This is a genomic window from Ruminococcus sp. AF20-12LB (assembly GCF_003478985.1).
GTDB lineage: Bacteria > Bacillota > Clostridia > Lachnospirales > Lachnospiraceae > Blautia_A.
In genome coordinates this window covers 1-18,726 of sequence record NZ_QUGH01000011.1, presented here as the reverse complement: position 1 = coordinate 18,726, position 18,726 = coordinate 1, and the positions used below count along the sequence as shown (strand labels likewise).

Sequence of the window (18,726 nt, the reverse complement as noted above, 5' to 3'; positions counted from 1 at the left end):
AAGCTCCGGAAACAGACATTATCTGCTGTTTCCGGGGCTTTTTTGTGTTCCGGAATTTTTGATGGATTTTTACGGGCAGAATCTATTTTCCATGATTTCCGGAGTAGGTGATGTAATCGGACACCATCATGGCAAGCTTGAAGGCCAGTGCATCCTCAAAGGTACGGATATCCAGGCCAAAACGTTTCTGCAGCTTTTCAAAACGGTATACCAGAGTATTCCGGTGCACATAGAGCTGTCTGGAAGTTTCAGAAAGGTTCAGGTTATTTTCAAAGAAGGTCCGGATGATATTGAGGGTTTCGTCGTCAATAGATTCCAGGGATTCTTCTCCGAAGATCTCGCCTACAAACATGTTGCAGACCTGAGTGGGAAGCTGATAGATCAGACGGCCAATGCCCAGCCGGTTGTAACCGAAAACGTTTTTGTCAGCATAAAAGATCTTGCCGACCTCCAGAGCAGTGCGGGCTTCCTTGTAGGCGTCGGAAAGCTCCATGATATCATCTGCAACATTGCTGTAGGAAACCCAGGCAGAAGTCATGGCTTCTGTATTGAGCATATCCACCAGCATGCAGGCGATACCATCCAGCTCTTCGTAGCTTTCGGTGTTCTGAAGCTCACGTACTACGATGATGCCGGAATCATCCAGTGCAGTGATAAAATCCCGTGTACGGGCAGAAAAGATGTTACGGATGGTAGCAAGGGCATTTTCGTCCTTGTGCTGCTTGGTTTCTACAAGAAATACCGCACGGCGGGCAGTAGGTGTGATATGAAGACGGGCAGCCTTGTTAAAAGCCTCTACCTGGGAATAGCGGTTCAGGAGAAGATTCTGCATAAAGGAGTTCTTGTCTGTTTTTTCCGTATAGGCGGTTAGGAGACTTTCTACCTGGCAGACAGCAAGCTCTCCGATGGTAGAAGCCTGCTCTCCGGAGCCCCATACGATCAGAAGCATATTGCTCTGAGGTGCGTTGTTCAGCTTGTACAGACTGCAGCTGTGATTGGAGATGCATAAGGCAGGATCCTCCCGGAACTGAGCAAGCTTTTCAGAAGAAGGAAGTCGGCGGTTCCCTGTGGAAATGTATATCTGGTCATTTTCATCCAGAATACAGAAATCAAGACCGCTGATCCGGTTCCAGTCATCCAGAGATTTTTGAATTGTTTGCTGTATTTTCATAAAAAGCGTCCTTTCTGATGTAAAATAAAACTAGTGAAATAAAAAGAAAACCCCGGGAAATCATATCCCCGGGGTTACATTCTGTTTTTATGATTCGATGAGAATTAGTTTGTGATAGTAAGCTCTGTCTCTTTGTCGAAGAAGTGAGCTTTCTCCATATCGAATGCAAATCTGATCGGATCACCGGTCTTAGCTGTTGTACGAGGATCAACTCGTGCTGTAACCTGAGTTCCGTCAACATCGAAGTACAGGAATACTTCAGCACCAAGAAGCTCGTAAACTTTAACTACGGAGTTCATTGGTTTGCTTGGAGATGTCTCAAGGAACATCTGAGAATCATGGATATCCTCAGGACGGATACCAAGAACAACTTTCTTTCCAACATAGCCTTTATCTTTCAGGACTTTAGCTTTAGCTGCCGGAACGATAACCTCATGCTCACCACCGATCGTAGCAACTACATTACCGCCTTTCTCGGAGATAACAGCATCAAGGAAGTTCATCTGCGGAGATCCCATGAATCCAGCAACGAAGAGGTTACCTGGTTTCTGATACAGGTTCTGTGGTGTATCAACCTGCTGAACAACACCGTCTTTCATAACAACGATTCTGGTACCAAGTGTCATAGCCTCTGTCTGGTCATGTGTTACATAGATGATTGTAGCACCAAGTCTCTGATGAATCTTGGAGATCTCGATACGCATCTGTACACGAAGTTTAGCATCCAGGTTGGAAAGAGGCTCATCCATAAGGAATACCTTAGGATTACGAACGATAGCACGTCCCATAGCAACTCGCTGTCTCTGACCACCGGAAAGAGCCTTCGGTTTACGATCAAGAAGCTTGTCAAGGTCAAGAATTCTTGCTGCTTCACGAACAGCCTTGTCGATCTGGTCCTTCGGAACTTTACGAAGCTTAAGTCCGAATGCCATGTTATCATAAACTGTCATATGAGGATACAGAGCGTAGTTCTGGAATACCATTGCGATATCACGGTCCTTAGGCTCAACATCGTTCATGACTTTGTCACCGATCTTAAGTGTACCACCGCTGATCTCCTCAAGACCTGCGATCATACGAAGTGTTGTAGATTTTCCACATCCGGATGGTCCTACGAAGATGATGAATTCTTTGTCTTCAATCTCCAGGTTGAAATCTTTAACTGCCTGGAAGCCGTTCGGATAAGTTTTATTAATGTGAGATAATGATAAACTTGCCATTGTTGTTTCCCTCCAAAATTAATATATTGTTTTTACGTAATTTCCTTTGCTGGTTAACAGTATATCGAAAATGAGGGAAAAGGGCTAGAGCTGAATCGTACAAAGTTTCCGGCAGTTTCTTGTCATTCTGACGAAAAAATGAAAGGGGATTTTTCGTCATTTTGTCAAAACGACGGTTTCCAGTGTACCGTAACGCAGAATCTTCAATATGTAAAAAAAGTTCAAATAAGTTATTTACAGCTAACTGAAGTTGGAGTATACTAACTTATTAGATAAAAGAAAAGTTTTCTCAATAAAGGAGGGATCAGAATGCATATTGCAGAAGCTGAAACAGAAGAGAAAAAAACAGGATGCTACCGTCATACAGAGATGCAGAGGGATCTTATTATAGAGAAACTGAAGGAGAAGGGATTCCGCATCACCAGACAGAGAAAGATCCTTCTGGATATTATCCTGGAGGGAGAGTGCTCCTGCTGTAAGGAAATCTATTACAGGGCTTTCGCACTGGATCCAGGAATCGGTGTGGCCACAGTATATCGTATGATCAATACACTGGAGTCCATCGGTGCTATCAGCCGAAAGAATATGTATCGCGTGGCATGCAGCACAAAAGGAGCCTGTGCAGTAGAACTGGATGATGATACGATATGCCATCTGTCCGGGCAGAAGCTTAATGAAGTGATCCTTGCAGGACTTCGGGCCTGCGGAGAGATCAGTGAGCAGAATATCCGTACCCTGGCACTGCTGCCTGTTCATGAGGTCGGGTGAGTATGGAAAAGCTATGGCACAATATAATAGGAAAGAAGAGGTTTGTGCAGACTAATAATTAGACAAATTAAACTATTAGTAAAAAATAACTGTTAGGCAAAAATAACTGAAAATTCAACAAATTGTATCAAAAACACAAAAAAAACACTGGACTTTTTCTTACAGACATTTTATAATGATGAAAATATCGGGGCGGACATGAAAAAATCCTCACCGGAAATCAGAAAAAATAAAAATCATATATCAGGAGGATACTTATTATGGCAGACTTTAAATTCAAAAAATCAGGACTTTTTGCAGCAGGCGTTCTTTTCGGAACAGCAGGAATCAAGATCCTTACAAGCAAGGATGCGAAGAAGCTTTACACAGGATGCACAGCAGCCGTTTTAAGAGCTAAGGACTGCATTATGAAAACAGCTACGAATCTGCAGGAGAACGCTGAAGATATTTTCGCTGAAGCTAAGGAGATCAATGAGGAAAGAGCAGCAGCTGAAGAAGCTGTAGAGGATGTTGAGACAGAAGCAGAGGAAACTGTAGCTGAGGATGCATTCAAAGAAACAGCAGAAGAGACAGAAGAAGCAACAGAAGAGACAGCAGAAGAGACAGCAGAGTAAAGAGGCGATTTTCCGTGAAATTTTATATCAAACATGAGACAAGAGGCCGGCTTCGTATCCATCTTGCTCAGAAGAGAATGAGTTACGGGCAAGCAGATACGCTGCTGTATTATCTCGAGAACCTTGATGGAGTGGCTTCTGCTAAGGTATACGAGAGAACCTGTGATGCAGTTATAAATTATCGGGGCAGCAGAGCAGCGGTTATCCGTGGCATCAGCGAATTTCATTATCAGGATGTAGAGGTTCCTTCACAGGTGCTGCAGAGCTCAGGGAGAGCACTGAATGCAGAATATCAGGAGAAGCTGATTTCCAAAGTGATCTGTCATTATGGAAGAAGGCTTTTTTTGCCATATCCGCTGAATGCCATTTATACAACAGCTACTTCCCTGAAATACATCTGGAAGGGAATTGATACACTTCTTCACCGTAAGATCGAGGTGCCGGTTCTGGATGCCACTGCAATTGGAGTGTCTGTATTACGTCAGGACTTCGGTACTGCAGGCTCCATCATGTTCCTGCTTGGGATCGGAGAGATCCTGGAAGAGTGGACACATAAGAAATCCGTAGGTGATCTTGCAAGAACCATGTCCCTGAATGTTGGCAAGGTATGGCTGAAGAGACAGGATCAGGAGATCCTGGTAGAGTCCGGAGAGGTCCAGCCGGGAGATGAGGTTGTTGTACGTATGGGTACCGTAATTCCTTTTGACGGAAGTGTTACGGATGGAGAGGCTATGGTCAACCAGGCTTCTCTTACCGGCGAGTCTGTACCGGTATGCAAGAAAGAGGGCAGCGTTGCCTATGCAGGCACTGTTGTGGAGGAAGGTGAGATCACCATCCGCGTAAAGACAGTAGGAGGTTCCAGCCGTTATGACAAGATCGTCACCATGATCGAGGAGTCTGAGAAGCTGAAATCTTCTTTGGAGGGAAAGGCAGAGCATCTGGCAGATAAGTTGGTTCCCTATACTCTTGGAGGAACAGCACTTACATATCTGATTACCAGAAACGCTACCAAAGCTCTTGCGATCCTGATGGTAGACTTCTCCTGTGCGCTGAAGCTTGCAATGCCGATCTCCGTATTGTCCGCAATCCGTGAGGCCGGTACACACAAAGTTACAGTTAAGGGCGGTAAATATCTGGAGGCAATGGCAGAGGCAGATACCATCGTATTTGACAAGACCGGAACTCTGACAAAAGCGAAACCGACCGTTGTGGACGTGGTTCCGTTTGATAACAATAATCCAGATGAAATGCTTCGTATCGCCGCATGTATGGAAGAGCATTTCCCGCATTCCATGGCGAAAGCCGTTGTCAGTGCAGCCAAGAAGAAACATCTGGCACACGAGGAGATGCATTCCAAGGTTGAATATGTAGTAGCGCATGGAATTTCCACTACGATCGAAAACCATAAGGCCGTGATCGGAAGCTATCACTTTGTATTTGAAGATGAGAAATGTCTGATCCCGGAGGAAGGCAGGGAGAAATTCGACAATATTCCGGAAGAGTATTCTCATCTGTATCTTGCCATTGACGGACGCCTTGCGGCAGTGATCTGTATTGAAGATCCCCTTCGTGAGGAAGCGAAAGCTTCTGTAGAAGCACTGCGTGGGGCAGGAATTTCCAAGATCGTTATGATGACAGGGGACAGCGAGCGTACAGCAGCAGCCATTGCCAGACGTGTGGGAGTGGACGAATATTATTCCGAGGTACTTCCGGAGGATAAGGCCAACTTCATCGAAAAAGAAAAGGCAGCCGGAAGAAAGGTTATCATGGTAGGTGACGGAATCAATGATTCTCCGGCACTTTCCGCAGCCAATGTCGGTATCGCCATCAGTGATGGTGCTGAAATTGCCCGGGAGATCGCAGATATTACTGTAAGTGCAGATGATCTTCAGGAGCTTGTTGTTCTGAAAGAGATCAGCAATGCACTGATGAAGCGTATCAGACGCAATTACCGTTTTATTATTACCTTTAACGCAGGCCTTATCGCCTGTGGCGTTGCAGGTATCCTGCAGCCGACTTCATCCGCACTTTTGCATAATACCTCCACACTGGCGATCAGCCTGAAGAGTATGCAGAATCTGCTCCCATAGAAATTTTTTCAAAATAAATATAAAAAGCCGGCCAGGTTATCGAAGAGATAAGAGCTTCGTGCCTGGCCGCTTTTTTTGGGCTGCTCAGACTTGGATCGCAGGTATCAGCCTGAAGGTGCAGGGGTATGAAGTAAGTTTTATTCCTGAGGAAAGGGTTCACTTTCCAGCTTCAGTCCGTCAATCATATGATAGCGTTTCTTTTGAGTATCCGAACGGAGAGGACGGGTATGAAGGCTTCGGTACCTGGAAGGGCTCATATGATAAAATTTTTCGAAGGTATGTGCAAAATGCTGCCGGCTGTTGCATCCGGAAGAAAAGGCAATATCCGTAATGCGCAGAGTACTGTTGCACAGAAGAAAGGCGGCCTGTTCCATACGCTTGCGGTTGATATAGGTATTGATGGTGCAGCCGTTTTTTTCTGTAAAGAGCGCCTGCAGGTAGGATTTGTTGATCCCTGCATATGCGGAGATGGCAGGAATATCAATGTCTTCCAGATAATGCTCATCAATGTAGCGGAGCGCTTTTTTCAGATAGACGATTCCCTGGGTGCTCCGGCTGGAGCGGGCGCAGAATGCAAGCTCTGTAAGCATACGGCTGAAAAGAAGAAAGAAGAGGAATTCTTCCTTTTGTATCTGACCGGAATTTTGTTGTAAAAATGTGAGCAGATCCTTCAGGCTGTATCCGAAGCTGCGGGAATCCGTGCCAGAGCAGAAGCCCTGGGAGACGTCCGTAAAATTCCAGAACCGGGAAAATCCGGGATCCTTTTTCAGGAGAAGCTCCAGAGCAACCGGGCTTTTTTTGGAAGTAAGGGAAAATTCCAGATTCAGGATCGAGCAGGGAAAACCGTCTGGAATCTCCAGCCTGTGAGGTACATCCGGCCGGATAAAGATAAATTGCCCGGATTTCAGTGGGAATTCTGTGTCCTGCGTGCCGTCCAGGCAGAAAACCCGGCAGGAACCGGAGGTGATATACATAATCTCATAGCTGGAATGTGTGTGATGCTCCATATGATAATAAGGCAGGGAGAGAGCATAAAAAGCAGAAATATGGAAATATTGGGAAGAGTCCTGGAAAATATCTGGCATGAAAAAACCTCCTGAGTACGATGCGAAACGGAATGTAAATATTTCAGCTGTAAATTTCGAGTCAGACAGATGCAGATATCCGGTTAAAAAACTCTGCCCGCCTGAATGTACCCTTTGCTGTCTGCAAATAAGTATATCACGCAAAAATAAATACGACAATATATTGCATTTTTACATTCAGGGGATGATACCTGTCACCTCATAAAAAAACAAATGTTATACTGTGATCAGAATCAGAAAAACGGAGGGTATTTTCTATGAGCTATAAAAATGAAAACATGAAAATGATCGAATTACATGAGAATGGCCTGGATATCCGGTTCCGTATCCGGGAAAACGGCGTGGTAGAGCTGGCAGATTTTTCTTCACAGGAAGTAAAAAAAGCAATCATGGAGCCGAAGGAGGATATCTGTTACCCGGCTGTTGAGATTCACAGAAGCGGCACTGGAAACCTGAACATGCATGCTTACAAAAACAACATTAATCAGTCCTCTGTGGATTTTGTTTATGAGAACCATGAGCTGAAGGAACAGGATGGCGGAAAAGAGCTGGAGATCGTAATGGTTTCCCCGGAAAAGCTGAAGGCGGTATATCATATGCGCCTGTTTGACGGAGTGCCGGCAGTACAGACCTGGACAGAGGTCATCAATGAGGGAAGCGAGGATCAGGGGCTGACTTATGTTTCTTCCTTTATGTATCAGGGAATCTCCAGAGGCGGCGAGAAGCCTTATTATAAAAAAACAGATATCTATGTGCCGTTTAACAGCTGGTGCTGTGAGGCACAGTGGCAGAAATACGATGCAGAAACGCTGAATTTAAACGGAATGGTCGTAGATGGCTTCAATCATCAGGGATATGGTCTGAACCGTTATTGTTACAGTGGAAAGGGCACCTGGTCTACCTGTGAGTATCTTCCCATGGGAATTGCCGAGGACAGAGAAACGGGGGAGACGTATATTTTCCAGATTGAAAGCTCCGGACAGTGGCTGGCAGAATATGGCTCTGCACAGGGCGGAAATCTGTATCTTGCCTTAAGCGGGGCTACAGAGCAGGAGCACGGCTGGTATAAGAATCTGAAACCGGGAGAAAGCTTCACAACCGTTCCGGCAGGGGTAGCCGTTGTAAAAGGTGGTCTGAATCCGGTGGCAGCGGCACTGACCAGATATCGGAGAAAAGTACGCAGACCTAATACGGACGATGAGAAGCTGAACGTGGTATTTAATGATTACATGAACTGCCTGATGGGAGACCCTACAACGGAGCGGGAGCTTTCCATTATTGACAAGGCAGCAGAGCTTGGATGTGAATATTACTGCCTGGATGCAGGCTGGTATGACGACGGATTCTGGTGGGACCGTGTCGGGGAATGGAAAGAAGCATCCGGAAGATTCCCGAATGGTCTGAAAGAAGTCTGCGATCATGCGCACAGTAAAGGCCTGAAAATGGGACTCTGGCTGGAAATCGAGGTTATGGGAGTTGCCTGCGAGCTGGCAAACAAGCTTCCTGATGACTGGTTTGTCTGCCGCCATGGAAAACGCCACATTGACAATAAACGCTATATGCTGGATTTCCGCAATCCGGAAGTACGAAAATACTGCCGTGATGTAGTAGACAGGCTGATCAATGATTACGGTGTAGAGTACTTTAAAGTGGACTATAACGTAACTATGGGATATGGAAGTGACCTGAACAGTGACAGCTGTGCAGATGCCATCCGTGAGCATTATGAATGCCTCCACCAGTGGTATGAGGAAATCTTCCGGGATCATCCGGAGCTTGTTGTGGAGAACTGCGGTTCCGGCGGACAGCGTATGGATTATGGTATGCTGAAGATATTAAGCCTGCAGTCTACCAGTGATCAGACAGATTATCTCTACAATGCCAATATCGCTGCCAACGTAGCCAGTGCGGTAACTCCGGAGCAGGGAGGTATGTGGGTATATCCGTATGAGGATGAAGAAGAGCATGTGATCTACAATGTAGTAAATGGTATGCTTCTCCGCCCATATATCAGCGGTATGGTATGGAAACTGGGAGAAAATTCCATGAACCGGATGAAGGAGGGAATCTCCCTGTATAAGGAGATCCGGGAGGAAGTCCGTGACGGCGTGCCGTTCTTCCCACTTGGTTTTGGAACTCTGAAATCCGAAGTTCTTGCTTACGGAGTGAAAGCAGAGAAGAATACTTATCTTTCCGTATGGACACCGGGAACAACAGAAGCAGTGATCCCTCTGGAAAATGCAGATCAGATCCGCAGAGTATCTGTGATCTATCCGAAGGAAGAGATGTGCGAATATAAAATCGAAAATGGAAATCTTGTAGTGAAGATGCCGCAGGAAAAAGCAGCGAGATTATTTAGAATCGAGATGAAATAGAAAAAGAGGAAAGTCCTGATTATGGGACTGAAAGAATATGAAAGTAAAACCACATCAGTAACAGAAGAAAATTGAGAGAATAAAAATACAGCCAGAAATATCGGATATAAGATCCGGATAATTTCCTGGCTGTATTTTTATTTACCGGATATCCGCACCAGGCTTCATGATCTGAAGCAGGATCATCGCACAGATGAACGCTCCGATACCGGGAACTGCACCGCCGATCCCTACAAAACGAAGTCCAGCATATTTTACGATCACTCCACCCATGGCAGAACCGGCTGCAATACCAAAGTTAAAGAAAACTGAGATCAGAGAAGATGCCAGGTTTACACAGGCAGGATGCTCTCTGGTGGCGATATTCAGAAAATGCATCTGCAGTGGTGAGTTCAGAAGATACATCATAACACCGAGGATAAACAGTACCAGTCCTCCGCTTATCAGATTATGGGTGGCAATAGGCAGAAGCAGCAGACATACAGTTTGGATGACGTAGATCAGGGGCAGCATGCGGATGCCGGTTTTGTTTGCCACCTGACCGGAGCTTACATTGCTGGTGATCGCTGCAATACCAAAGATCAGAAGCGCAAGGCTCAGCATGGAATCCGGAATATGGAGCTCCTGCTGGAAAATCGGTGTCAGATAAGTATAGAAACAGTAAGTGGAGGCGCCTGCCAGGAAAACGATGGCACAGCCAATGGAGATCCTTTTGTCCAGAAAAAGCTTAAACTGTTCCAGAATACTTCCGACCTTCAGCCGGTTCTGCCGCGGCAGTTTCACAAACAGAAGCGCCAGCAGAGCCAGGGTTGCCACGAAGATCGTGATAAAAGCCGCACGCCAGCCAAAAGTTTGCGTGATGGTGGAAGCGATAGGCACACCCACAACAGAAGCGACACTGAAGCCTGAAAAAACACCTGCGATCACACCTGGGATATGCTCCGGGATGGAAGCAACATCTTCCGCATAAGTCATGGAGATGGAAACCACAGTACCGGAAACCACAGCCGTAAGAATACGGAACACCAGAAATACCATGTAATTGACAGCAATGGCACAGATCAGATTGCAGAGCGCAAACAGTGAGATCCCCAGCATGGTAATACGAAAACGGTTGTATTTTCCCACATAGGCAGCCAGAAACGGAGTGCCAAGGCCATAGGCAAAGGCAAACAGAGATACAATGCTTCCGGCCTGAGTCAGTGAAATTCCGAATCCGTCCGCAATTTCCGGCAGGATACCGATCACAGTATATTCACTGGTACCCAGAAAAAAGCTGAGCATGATCAGGCCTACAACAGCCGGATTAAAAAATCGAGCTTTGGATGATGACATGATGATAAGTCCTCCCTGAAAAAATTAAAAATTAAATATCTGCATCAGAGAAATCTTTTTCAATAAGAAAATCTTCTTCAATGCGGTAAAAGAATATCACAATTTACACTATGTTTCTTGTTTACAGCTGTCAGATTTTTGTAGTATATTGATATCAGAAAGTGGGGAGGAGAAGAGAAGATGGAAATACCGGTATTTGGAAAAGAACAGTATCCGCTGAACAGAGAGTCCGGACTTTCCTATACGATTTCGGATATTTACAAGCATGTGCCAATACATACTCATAATCATTATGAACTTTTTATCATTTCAGAGGGTACGGCCTATCATATGATCAATGATTCCGTGCAGACAGTAAGAAAGGGGGATCTGTTTTTTATACGCCCCAATGATATGCACAGCTATAACTTTTATCATTCGGAGAATTTCTGCGTCCGGAATCTGGGCTTTTCTACCCAGGTGCTCCGGAATGTTTCTCTGTTTCTGGAGCAGGAGGAAAAGATGGATAAACTGATAAACAGTGAGATGCCTGCCTATGTACATCTGGAAGGGGAAAATTTCCGCAAGGTTCTGGATGCAATGGATACTGCGGGAAAGCTGGTAAACAGCAGCCATCCCCGGCATGCAAGATATCATGCACAGTGTGTCATTGCGCTTCTTCTGGAGGATTATTTCTTCACTTATGATGAAAAGGATCCCTGGAATCAGATGCCTTCCTGGTTGTCAGAGCTTCTCTTAAATATGTCAAAGATTGAAAATCTCCAGGAAGGCTACGAGAAAATGTGCGAGTTGGCTCCGTGCTCTCCCAGCCATCTCTGCAGGCTGCTGAAACAGATCTGTGGGAAAACGCCTACCCAGTATATTAACCAGGAACGTCTGAAATATGCAGTTTATCTTCTGGCACAGACAGACCGGGAGATCCTGGATATCTGTGAGTGCTGCGGATTTTCCAATGTGAGCCACTTTTATCATCTGTTCCGAGAGCAGTTTGGAGTGTCACCGGCGAAATTCAGGAAGACGGTGTGATCGGGGATGAGTTAGAAGAGGCAGAACAAAAGTTTTATCTGAGAGATCACAGATGCGGACAAGCCATATTACTTTAAGGATCGTAAGTTTGACGAAGAGGCGTGGGCAAAAATAAATGGAAAATAAAAGAGCCCCGGTATTTTTACCAGAAAGCTCATCAGTCTGGATGAATTTGTAAAGATTCCGGTTGTGTACCTGAATTATAAGAAATACAGATGGGTGAAGGATCTGACAGTGAAAAGCGAATAGAAACAGAAAACAGCAGAGCTGTATGTCCCAGGATTACAGGGAATATACAATTCTGCTGTTTTATTTTATGAGATTATCTGTTTTCCGCAAGATATTCTTCTGTAAGAGCAACCGCATCTGTGATACACTGCGGGCAGCTGCAGAGAACCTTGCCTGTCTCTACACCTTTTAATTCACGGCAGATACAGGAACCGTTTTTTTCTTTGAATTTCTGGATATAGGTGCGGAGCTTTTTGTAAGTGTCACCTTTGGAACCGGAACCTTCTTCAGTGTTTCCGCGGCTGTTGGAAAGTCCGATGATCATAGCCATTCCGGAAAGAGCACCGCACATTTCCATAACACCCATTCCAAGGCCGAAGCCCTCAGCAATACGGAACATCTCGTTTTCATCGATGCCAAATTCCCGGCAGAAAGAACAGGCAACTGCCTGTGCACAATTACAGCCATTCTCGTGTAATTTTGCAGCGTATTCAGCTTTTGTGCTCATGATTTCTTATCCTCCTGATTTCAAATCGCAAGTAGGTTTTTGATCGCTTCCATATAGATCAGTACCGCTTCTTCCATACCGGAGACCAGGATAAATTCATCGGCTCCGTGGATGCGGTAGTCAATTCCCTCTTTTTCAGGTCCGAAGGCTATGATGTTTTTGAGGGATTTTGCGTAAGTGCCGCCTCCGATGACCATTGGTTTGTGCTCGGTATCGCCGGTCACATCTGTGTAAGCTTTGTAAAGAGCATTTACCAGCGGAGATTCTCTTGGGAAGAATAACGGGGCAACAATCTGTGTGATCTCAATACGACCGTTTTTATCTTCCAGTCTGTCCTGGCACATTTTGCGGATATCGGTCTCATTAAGAGTTACCGGAACACGGATATCGATGGTACAGGAAATGACACCGTTTTCTGTTTTTACGATTCCGTTGCATAACGTCAGATCGCCGTATTCATCTGCAAATTTCAGACCAATGCCGGAGCCGTCACATGCAGTGCCGATATGGGAGTTATAGAATTCTACAAAGTCATCTTCAAAGCCTGCTTCTGCCAGGCATTCAAAGGTTACTCCTGCAGCATTGACACCGAGATGAGGAGTGCTGGCATGGGCCGGAACACCTTTGGCGTAGATGGTGAGTCTGCCATTTTCTTCGCTTACCTTATATTCCTGGAGCTTCGTCCGGGAAAGTGCGGATTCCAGTTTTTCCTTCAGACCGTCCTCATCGGGAACAACGGTTGTACAGGTGTCACACATTGCATTGGATACAAAACCGCCGTTTATGGAGATGATCCGGGTGTTTTTTGAGCAGGCGATCATGGCAAGCTGGCCTTTTTCGCCGTGGATACATGGGAAGCTGGCATCCGGTGTGAAACCGCAGGAAAGCTCTTCTGCGACCTGATTGTAGTGATCCATACATCTGGAACCTGTTTCCTCGTTGCAGCCCATGATCAGGCGGACTCTTTTGTTCAGCTTCACGCCGTGATCGCGGAGAAGCTTCATGGCATAGAGCGCTTCCAGGATAGGGCCTTTGTCATCAGTGGTCCCGCGGCCATATACATGATCGTCTTCGCGGGTAAGGCGGAACGGATCGTAGGTCCAGTCTCCGCCTACAGGAACGATATCCAGATGACCGGCGATGCCGACGATCTCATCGCCCTCACCCATTTCGGCATAACCGCAGTAGTTATCCAGGTTTACGGTTTTAAAGCCAAGTTCTTCGGCAATCTTCAGTCCCTCTTCCAGAGCTTTTGCAGGGCCCTCACCAAATGGCTTTCCCTCGGAAGGGGTACCGAGCTGGGAGTCAATGGCAACCAGTCTGCCAAGATTTGTGAGCATTTCTTCTGATAATGCGTGGATTTCCTCTTTAATATCCATATTGATTTCCTCCTGTTTACAGCGTTCCGGAAAGTGACAGGATGGAACGCTGGTGTTATGAGCTTTATTATAGCATAGATTGTAATGAATGGCAGAACAGATTTTTACCTGTTGAAGACGTACCGATCCATTCGGCGGAAGGCTTCCTCTATGCGGGAACGGGGTGAGGCCAGATTCATTCTCAGGTGACAGGAACCGAAAAACATCCTGCCGTCCTGGACGGCAACACCGACATCCCAGCAGGCTTTTTCCACATCCTCGATTGTTTTGCCATGGGCGGCACACCAGTCGGTGCAGTCGGCAAAGAGCATGTAGGTGCCTTCAGGCCTGGAAACGTTGACACCCTTAAAGTGCCGGTCAATGTAATCACAGGCAAAGTTTACATTTCCGCTTAGTACTTCGCATAGTTCATCGGTCCATTCATAACCCTCGGGCTGATAAGCGCCAAGCAGAGCGTGCATGGACAGAACATTCATCATATTATAATGGCTCAGACTGGACTCTTTCAAAATACGATCCCGCCACCAGCTGTTGTATACAATGTGATAGCTGCCAACAAGTCCTGCAAGATTAAAGGTTTTGGATGGAGCGTAGAAGGCCGCTGTACGCTGGCGGGCATCTTCACTGACGGACTGGCTGGGGATATGCTTATGGCCGTTCAGGATGAGATCAGACCAGATCTCGTCTGAGATGACATAGACATCATGTTTTCGGTAAAGCTCCATGGCTTTTTCCAGCTCCCAACGCTCCCACACGCGTCCACAGGGATTATGCGGATTGCAGAGAATGGCAGCGTGGATCTTCTTTTCCCGGAGTTGTTTTTCCATGTCTGCATAATCCATTCTCCATATGCCGTTTTCATCCCTTACCAGCGGAGAATGTACGGCCTCGTAGCCGTTGTTTTTCAGACTTTTGGTGAAGCCTATGTATGTCGGGCTGTGAACCAGGACGTTATCACCGCGGGAGCAGATGCAGTTCAGTGCACTGATAACTCCGCCCAGAACGCCATTTTCGTAGCCAATGTGTCTGGGCTTCAGACCGGTGACACCGTGGCGTGTTTCCTGCCAGCGGATGATGGCTTTATAATATTCCGGCGGGGCTTCGAAGTAACCGAAGGTCGGGTGACTGGCCCGTTCGATGATCGCCTGCTGTATGGTAGGTACAGTAGGGAAGTTCATGTCTGCTACCCACATCGGGATGGCATCGAAGCCTTCTTTCGGAGGGGCAGGAGAGAAACCATCGCCCTTCAGGCCGTCTACTGCGATGGAATCTCTGCCATGCCGGTCAATGATGGAAGTGAAGTCATATTTCATATGGATTCTCCTTCTGAAAAATTCTATTTGCTTCACCTTATCATATTTTTTGGGGAGAGGCAATTCCTTTCCATTTCAGTATGATGTTCCGAACCCTTCAGGTCCTTCTGGCATATGCTAAAATCAGAAGTCAAAAAAGGAGTATCTGCATGAAAAATAAAAAACGGATCGCATTGGCGGTGGCAGTCATGCTGGCGGTGACGGCGCTGCCGATGACAGTTTTTGCATCAAAGAAAGATAAGGAAGAGGAGAAATTGAGCAAAGTTACTTTAAATGAGGTAGCACATTCTGTTTTCTATGCACCCCAGTATGTTGCAATCGAGAAGGGATATTTTGCGGAGGAAGGTCTGAATCTGACACTGGTGACGGGATTCGGAGCAGATAAAACGATGACTGCTGTGATTTCCGGTGAGGCAGATATTGGATTTATGGGCGCAGAGGCATCTGTTTATGCTTATCAGGAGGGAGCCACGGATCCTGTCGTAAATTTTGCACAGTTAACCCAGCGTGCGGGGAATTTTCTTGTGGCAAGAGAAGCGATGCCTGATTTCAAGTGGGAGGATCTGAAAGGAGAGAAGGTTCTTGGCGGTCGTAAGGGTGGCGTACATACAACTATGTAAATTATGAGACGATTGTGATTTTGTGTAATTGGGTGGATGGGATGAATAGTGCGAAGAATGTATAAAAGAAGTGGCGGAAATACCAGCAATGATATTTCCGCCGTTTTACAACTCTGAATATCCGATTCAGAGCTACTTTGTATTTATATAATACTGCATGGATTACTTACCGTCAATAAAGAAGGAGCCAGATTGTCCCGACTCCTCCAAGTATATGTCCGCAAACACATACCCCAATTGCTATTAATATACTGCAACAACTCTAAATATGCAATAAACAAGATAAAACTTTTATTTGAATTTATATTTTGCGAAATTTTGTTATCTCTTTCCAGTTTGATGGGAATCCCATATATTCAAAGAGGACATTCAGCTTAAGATTTGAATTCTGTTTTTCGTACTTCCTGAAAATGTGTAATAGTTGCTTTTTAAATAGCATAAAATCTGTCCTTGGAAGTAGATAGCGAAAAGCAATAACAACACTGAATAAGTCATTTTTTCCATAAATGTATTTTGAACCATTTTTAGAAATCTTTAATTTTTTATGTAATAATGTATCTGGAATGTCGATATATGTATGATAAGAAAACAACCGTTCGTTGTGTGCACATACATTCCGGTACAGCGTTAAGACCTTCAAATACTTTATCATTTCATTTTTCTTAACATTTCCAAAATCCTGGCAAACTGTTCCCTGTATATTCTGAGGTAAAAATTCAAACATTTTGGATATCTGACCAAAAGTAAGTGTATTCATAATCACCCATAATGGAATATTATGATATTTATTACGCTGATAAACAAGGTATTCATGATCCCTATTTTGTTTCGCCATCATATCAAGCATCTTAATTAATTTTGCGATTCCATTTTTATTTTTTGAAAGATTGTTATAATTGTTAGGATTGAGATATTCTTCCTGACGCTCCCCATGCTTTTTACAGAAATGATAAGAAATGGACGAACGCATTCTTCTTTCTACACGGCATAAATATTTAAAAAAGAGTCCACGCAGTTCTTCATCAAATTCATAAAGAGATACGATATCTTCAAAACGTGCTTCGTTAATATATTTACGAGTATGAATATCAATAAATGGATGTTTATATCCACCAATCAATGCATAATAACTGATATTTTGCAGAGCTTCTACCGCGAAATCAGAATCTACAATAATCAGATTTTTTTCACTTTTCAGTTTTTCAATCTGTGTAGTATATGTAATAAATGGTTTGCTCATATGTACCTCTCAGCAAAATATTTCCAGATAAAGAAAAAGGAGAGGGGCCTCGGCACCCTCCCCCGATCGCAGGCTTCACGAGTTTCTGCAATCTGATCACTAAAGATAATATAGCCGATATAACTTGGAAAGTCAATCAGAAATTATCTTTGCGTTAAATTATATTCAATCAGGATTTTTTTATACCCACTTGTTTACAAGTATGCAAATTTCAATTATTATGTTGGTAAGATTATTTGAGGTGGTAAATTTCGTTGCAACCACGCACTCTATGGGTTAAAAGAGATGCAGGAGCCGTGACGCCTGCCAAATAATCTCTCATCTATAAATGCTCTGTTCACGGCGGATAGGGCTTTTATTCATGAATAAATTGATCCCACGGTTCATATCCATTCATGTAAGAAAATTCTTCTTCAGTTCTGAATCCTTCCAGTAATGCCTTCTTCATTTCTTTGGCATACGGATTTTCAGTATTCCGGAATTTCATGTGCTGATATAATTTTGATTCTCGAAAATCACCCATGGTATCTACGTTCTCCAAGAGTTGCTTTGCCACCTGAAAAGTGCCTTCCACATCTTTTTCGGCAACAACAACATTTAACATTGCCGCGCATTCATGATATTTTCCCATGTCAAATGCATTGGCTAAAACATTCATTTTTTTTGCAAGATATTTTGCATATTCATGATTCTTTTCTTCAAGAGCTTGGGTGATCATGGTACCAAAAGTCAGATTTAATGTAGTATACGTTGAAAAGACTACATCTTCAAGTTTTTCATATGCATCTTCTGTTTTTCCCTGCTGCATATATAATTGTCCCATTTTTACTTTTTTCACAGGATCATAGTCGGAAAAATAACGTAGATATTTTTCTGCCATAGCATAATCCTTTTTCCTTAAATAAAAGCCAAACAGGGAATCTGCTGCATGGTGCTGGATTTTTTCCTCTTCGTCATTCAAGGCTATTTCATACCAGGCATTGATTTGTTCATCGTACTTATCTGGATTATCACATTCACCAATAATTCTTCGGGAATCGAGCATTACTGCGATCTGCCAGATAAGCAAGTTGCAGTTTGGGTATTTTTTTATGGTATTTACAGCCCATTGATATGTTTTTTCGTAACCTTCTTCTGAAAACATTTTGTCCATCTTCTGAATAAATTCTCCGATTTCAAAATCTGTCAATTTTTCTTGAAAAGACAACAGGGTATCCAGAGAAATATGCAACAATCTTGCAATAGGTGACAACAATTCAATGTCTGGCTTAGAGTTGCCATTTTCCCATTTATTTACTGCTGGAGTTGTAACACCAAGTCTGTTTGCCATCTCTTCCTGGGTGTATCCGGCTTCTTTTCTGTATTTTTTTATCACACTGCCAATATTCATTTAAATTCTCTCCTAACAGATTTTCCAAAAGCTTTTGTAACTAAATCATAACAGCATTCAAGATATAGCACAATTGAATTGTTGTTAATTATCTTTCAGATTTTTTAACTGCCGGGAAACTTTTTAACAAATGTAGCAAGAATTCTCCCACCTCTTCAGGTGGTGAGATGAATTGCACGTCTGAGCATATCTGCTCAAAAAAATCTCTATAGTATAAAAGGAACACTTGTTCTCTATTCCCTGATGTAGTATACTGAAAAAGAACAATTAGTTCATAAATACATATCCGTCGATATAAGAAAAAAGATGATAAATATAATGGAGTTAGACCATGAAAGATGCATTCTGGAGTCAGATCTTCTGT

At 44.2% G+C, this 18,726-nt stretch carries 14 protein-coding genes and 1 pseudogene; 6 read left to right on the top strand and 9 right to left on the bottom strand.

Features of this window, described 5'->3' with window-relative positions; translation table 11 throughout:
• Window positions 1-82: 82 nt before the first annotated feature.
• Both DWX61_RS13605 and DWX61_RS13600 read right to left on the bottom strand, forming a co-directional pair.
• Complete coding sequence (locus tag DWX61_RS13605) at window positions 83-1,171, bottom strand: PucR family transcriptional regulator (protein WP_118625826.1); 1,089 nt, start codon at window positions 1,169-1,171, stop codon at window positions 83-85.
• Between the two features lie 104 nt (window positions 1,172-1,275).
• The gene (locus DWX61_RS13600) at window positions 1,276-2,391 is read right to left on the bottom strand and encodes an ABC transporter ATP-binding protein (RefSeq protein WP_015527387.1); all 1,116 of its coding nucleotides are present in this window, start codon (window positions 2,389-2,391) and stop codon (window positions 1,276-1,278) included.
• 309 nt (window positions 2,392-2,700) lie between these two features.
• Between DWX61_RS13600 and DWX61_RS13595 the strand changes: the two genes are divergently transcribed.
• The 3 genes from DWX61_RS13595 (at window position 2,701) to DWX61_RS13585 (ending at window position 5,863) form a co-directional block, all read left to right on the top strand.
• Window positions 2,701-3,159 (top strand): transcriptional repressor, encoded by a 459-nt coding sequence (locus DWX61_RS13595; protein ID WP_227752296.1) that lies wholly within the window; start codon window positions 2,701-2,703, stop codon window positions 3,157-3,159.
• Between the two features lie 260 nt (window positions 3,160-3,419).
• Entirely contained in the window at window positions 3,420-3,773 is a 354-nt protein-coding gene (locus tag DWX61_RS13590) for a DUF6110 family protein (RefSeq protein ID WP_118625824.1), read from the top strand.
• Between the two features lie 14 nt (window positions 3,774-3,787).
• Window positions 3,788-5,863 (top strand): heavy metal translocating P-type ATPase, encoded by a 2,076-nt coding sequence (locus DWX61_RS13585; RefSeq protein ID WP_118625822.1) that lies wholly within the window; start codon window positions 3,788-3,790, stop codon window positions 5,861-5,863.
• Window positions 5,864-6,000: 137 nt separating this feature from the next.
• Here the strand turns inward: DWX61_RS13585 and DWX61_RS13580 are convergent, their stop codons facing one another.
• On the bottom strand, window positions 6,001-6,948 hold the full coding sequence (locus tag DWX61_RS13580) for an AraC family transcriptional regulator (protein ID WP_118625820.1): 948 nt from the start codon (window positions 6,946-6,948) through the stop codon (window positions 6,001-6,003).
• A 257-nt stretch (window positions 6,949-7,205) separates the two neighbouring features.
• Here DWX61_RS13580 and DWX61_RS13575 point away from each other — a divergent pair, with 257 nt between their 5' ends.
• The gene (locus DWX61_RS13575; protein WP_118625818.1) at window positions 7,206-9,323 is read left to right on the top strand and encodes a glycoside hydrolase family 36 protein; all 2,118 of its coding nucleotides are present in this window, start codon (window positions 7,206-7,208) and stop codon (window positions 9,321-9,323) included.
• A gap of 141 nt (window positions 9,324-9,464) precedes the next feature.
• Here DWX61_RS13575 and DWX61_RS13570 read toward each other — a convergent pair whose 3' ends face one another.
• Window positions 9,465-10,658 (bottom strand): MFS transporter, encoded by a 1,194-nt coding sequence (locus DWX61_RS13570; RefSeq protein WP_118625816.1) that lies wholly within the window; start codon window positions 10,656-10,658, stop codon window positions 9,465-9,467.
• A 180-nt stretch (window positions 10,659-10,838) separates the two neighbouring features.
• On the opposite strand from DWX61_RS13570, the gene DWX61_RS13565 reads away from it, so the two are divergent.
• Window positions 10,839-11,684: an AraC family transcriptional regulator gene (locus DWX61_RS13565; RefSeq protein WP_118625814.1), complete on the top strand. Its 846-nt coding sequence runs from the start codon at window positions 10,839-10,841 to the stop codon at window positions 11,682-11,684.
• Window positions 11,685-12,006: 322 nt separating this feature from the next.
• Here DWX61_RS13565 and DWX61_RS13560 read toward each other — a convergent pair whose 3' ends face one another.
• From DWX61_RS13560 to DWX61_RS13550, 3 genes are all read right to left on the bottom strand, one after another.
• Window positions 12,007-12,420 (bottom strand): C-GCAxxG-C-C family protein, encoded by a 414-nt coding sequence (locus DWX61_RS13560; RefSeq protein ID WP_118625812.1) that lies wholly within the window; start codon window positions 12,418-12,420, stop codon window positions 12,007-12,009.
• A gap of 20 nt (window positions 12,421-12,440) precedes the next feature.
• Window positions 12,441-13,799, bottom strand: coding sequence for a M20 family metallopeptidase (locus DWX61_RS13555; protein ID WP_118625810.1), 1,359 nt, complete (start codon window positions 13,797-13,799; stop codon window positions 12,441-12,443).
• Window positions 13,800-13,903: 104 nt separating this feature from the next.
• The gene (locus DWX61_RS13550; protein ID WP_118625808.1) at window positions 13,904-15,112 is read right to left on the bottom strand and encodes a MalY/PatB family protein; all 1,209 of its coding nucleotides are present in this window, start codon (window positions 15,110-15,112) and stop codon (window positions 13,904-13,906) included.
• A gap of 149 nt (window positions 15,113-15,261) precedes the next feature.
• On the opposite strand from DWX61_RS13550, the pseudogene DWX61_RS13545 reads away from it, so the two are divergent.
• Window positions 15,262-15,717, top strand: a pseudogene (locus DWX61_RS13545) (ABC transporter substrate-binding protein); the annotation flags it as partial.
• A gap of 316 nt (window positions 15,718-16,033) precedes the next feature.
• On the opposite strand, the gene DWX61_RS13540 reads toward DWX61_RS13545, so the two are convergent.
• Window positions 16,034-16,972 carry an Abi family protein gene (locus tag DWX61_RS13540; RefSeq protein WP_118625806.1) on the bottom strand — a complete coding sequence of 313 codons (939 nt, stop codon included), beginning with the start codon at window positions 16,970-16,972 and terminating at the stop codon, window positions 16,034-16,036.
• Window positions 16,973-17,327: 355 nt separating this feature from the next.
• The gene (locus DWX61_RS13535) at window positions 17,328-18,362 is read right to left on the bottom strand and encodes a helix-turn-helix domain-containing protein (RefSeq protein ID WP_118625804.1); all 1,035 of its coding nucleotides are present in this window, start codon (window positions 18,360-18,362) and stop codon (window positions 17,328-17,330) included.
• Window positions 18,363-18,726: the final 364 nt, after the last annotated feature.

Excerpts from the sequence above, each read along its gene's own strand:
- DWX61_RS13590 (WP_118625824.1), top strand. The coding sequence starts at position 3,420 with ATGGCAGACTTTAAATTCAAAAAATCAGGACTTTTTGCAGCAGGCGTT.
- DWX61_RS13555 (WP_118625810.1), bottom strand. The coding sequence starts at position 13,799 with ATGGATATTAAAGAGGAAATCCACGCATTATCAGAAGAAATGCTCACA.
- DWX61_RS13550 (WP_118625808.1), bottom strand. The coding sequence starts at position 15,112 with ATGAAATATGACTTCACTTCCATCATTGACCGGCATGGCAGAGATTCC.
- DWX61_RS13565 (WP_118625814.1), top strand. The coding sequence starts at position 10,839 with ATGGAAATACCGGTATTTGGAAAAGAACAGTATCCGCTGAACAGAGAG.
- DWX61_RS13575 (WP_118625818.1), top strand. The coding sequence starts at position 7,206 with ATGAGCTATAAAAATGAAAACATGAAAATGATCGAATTACATGAGAAT.
- DWX61_RS13605 (WP_118625826.1), bottom strand. The coding sequence starts at position 1,171 with ATGAAAATACAGCAAACAATTCAAAAATCTCTGGATGACTGGAACCGG.
- DWX61_RS13560 (WP_118625812.1), bottom strand. The coding sequence starts at position 12,420 with ATGAGCACAAAAGCTGAATACGCTGCAAAATTACACGAGAATGGCTGT.
- DWX61_RS13540 (WP_118625806.1), bottom strand. The coding sequence starts at position 16,972 with ATGAGCAAACCATTTATTACATATACTACACAGATTGAAAAACTGAAA.
- DWX61_RS13580 (WP_118625820.1), bottom strand. The coding sequence starts at position 6,948 with ATGCCAGATATTTTCCAGGACTCTTCCCAATATTTCCATATTTCTGCT.
- DWX61_RS13600 (WP_015527387.1), bottom strand. The coding sequence starts at position 2,391 with ATGGCAAGTTTATCATTATCTCACATTAATAAAACTTATCCGAACGGC.
- DWX61_RS13595 (WP_227752296.1), top strand. The coding sequence starts at position 2,701 with ATGCATATTGCAGAAGCTGAAACAGAAGAGAAAAAAACAGGATGCTAC.
- DWX61_RS13535 (WP_118625804.1), bottom strand. The coding sequence starts at position 18,362 with ATGAATATTGGCAGTGTGATAAAAAAATACAGAAAAGAAGCCGGATAC.
- DWX61_RS13570 (WP_118625816.1), bottom strand. The coding sequence starts at position 10,658 with ATGTCATCATCCAAAGCTCGATTTTTTAATCCGGCTGTTGTAGGCCTG.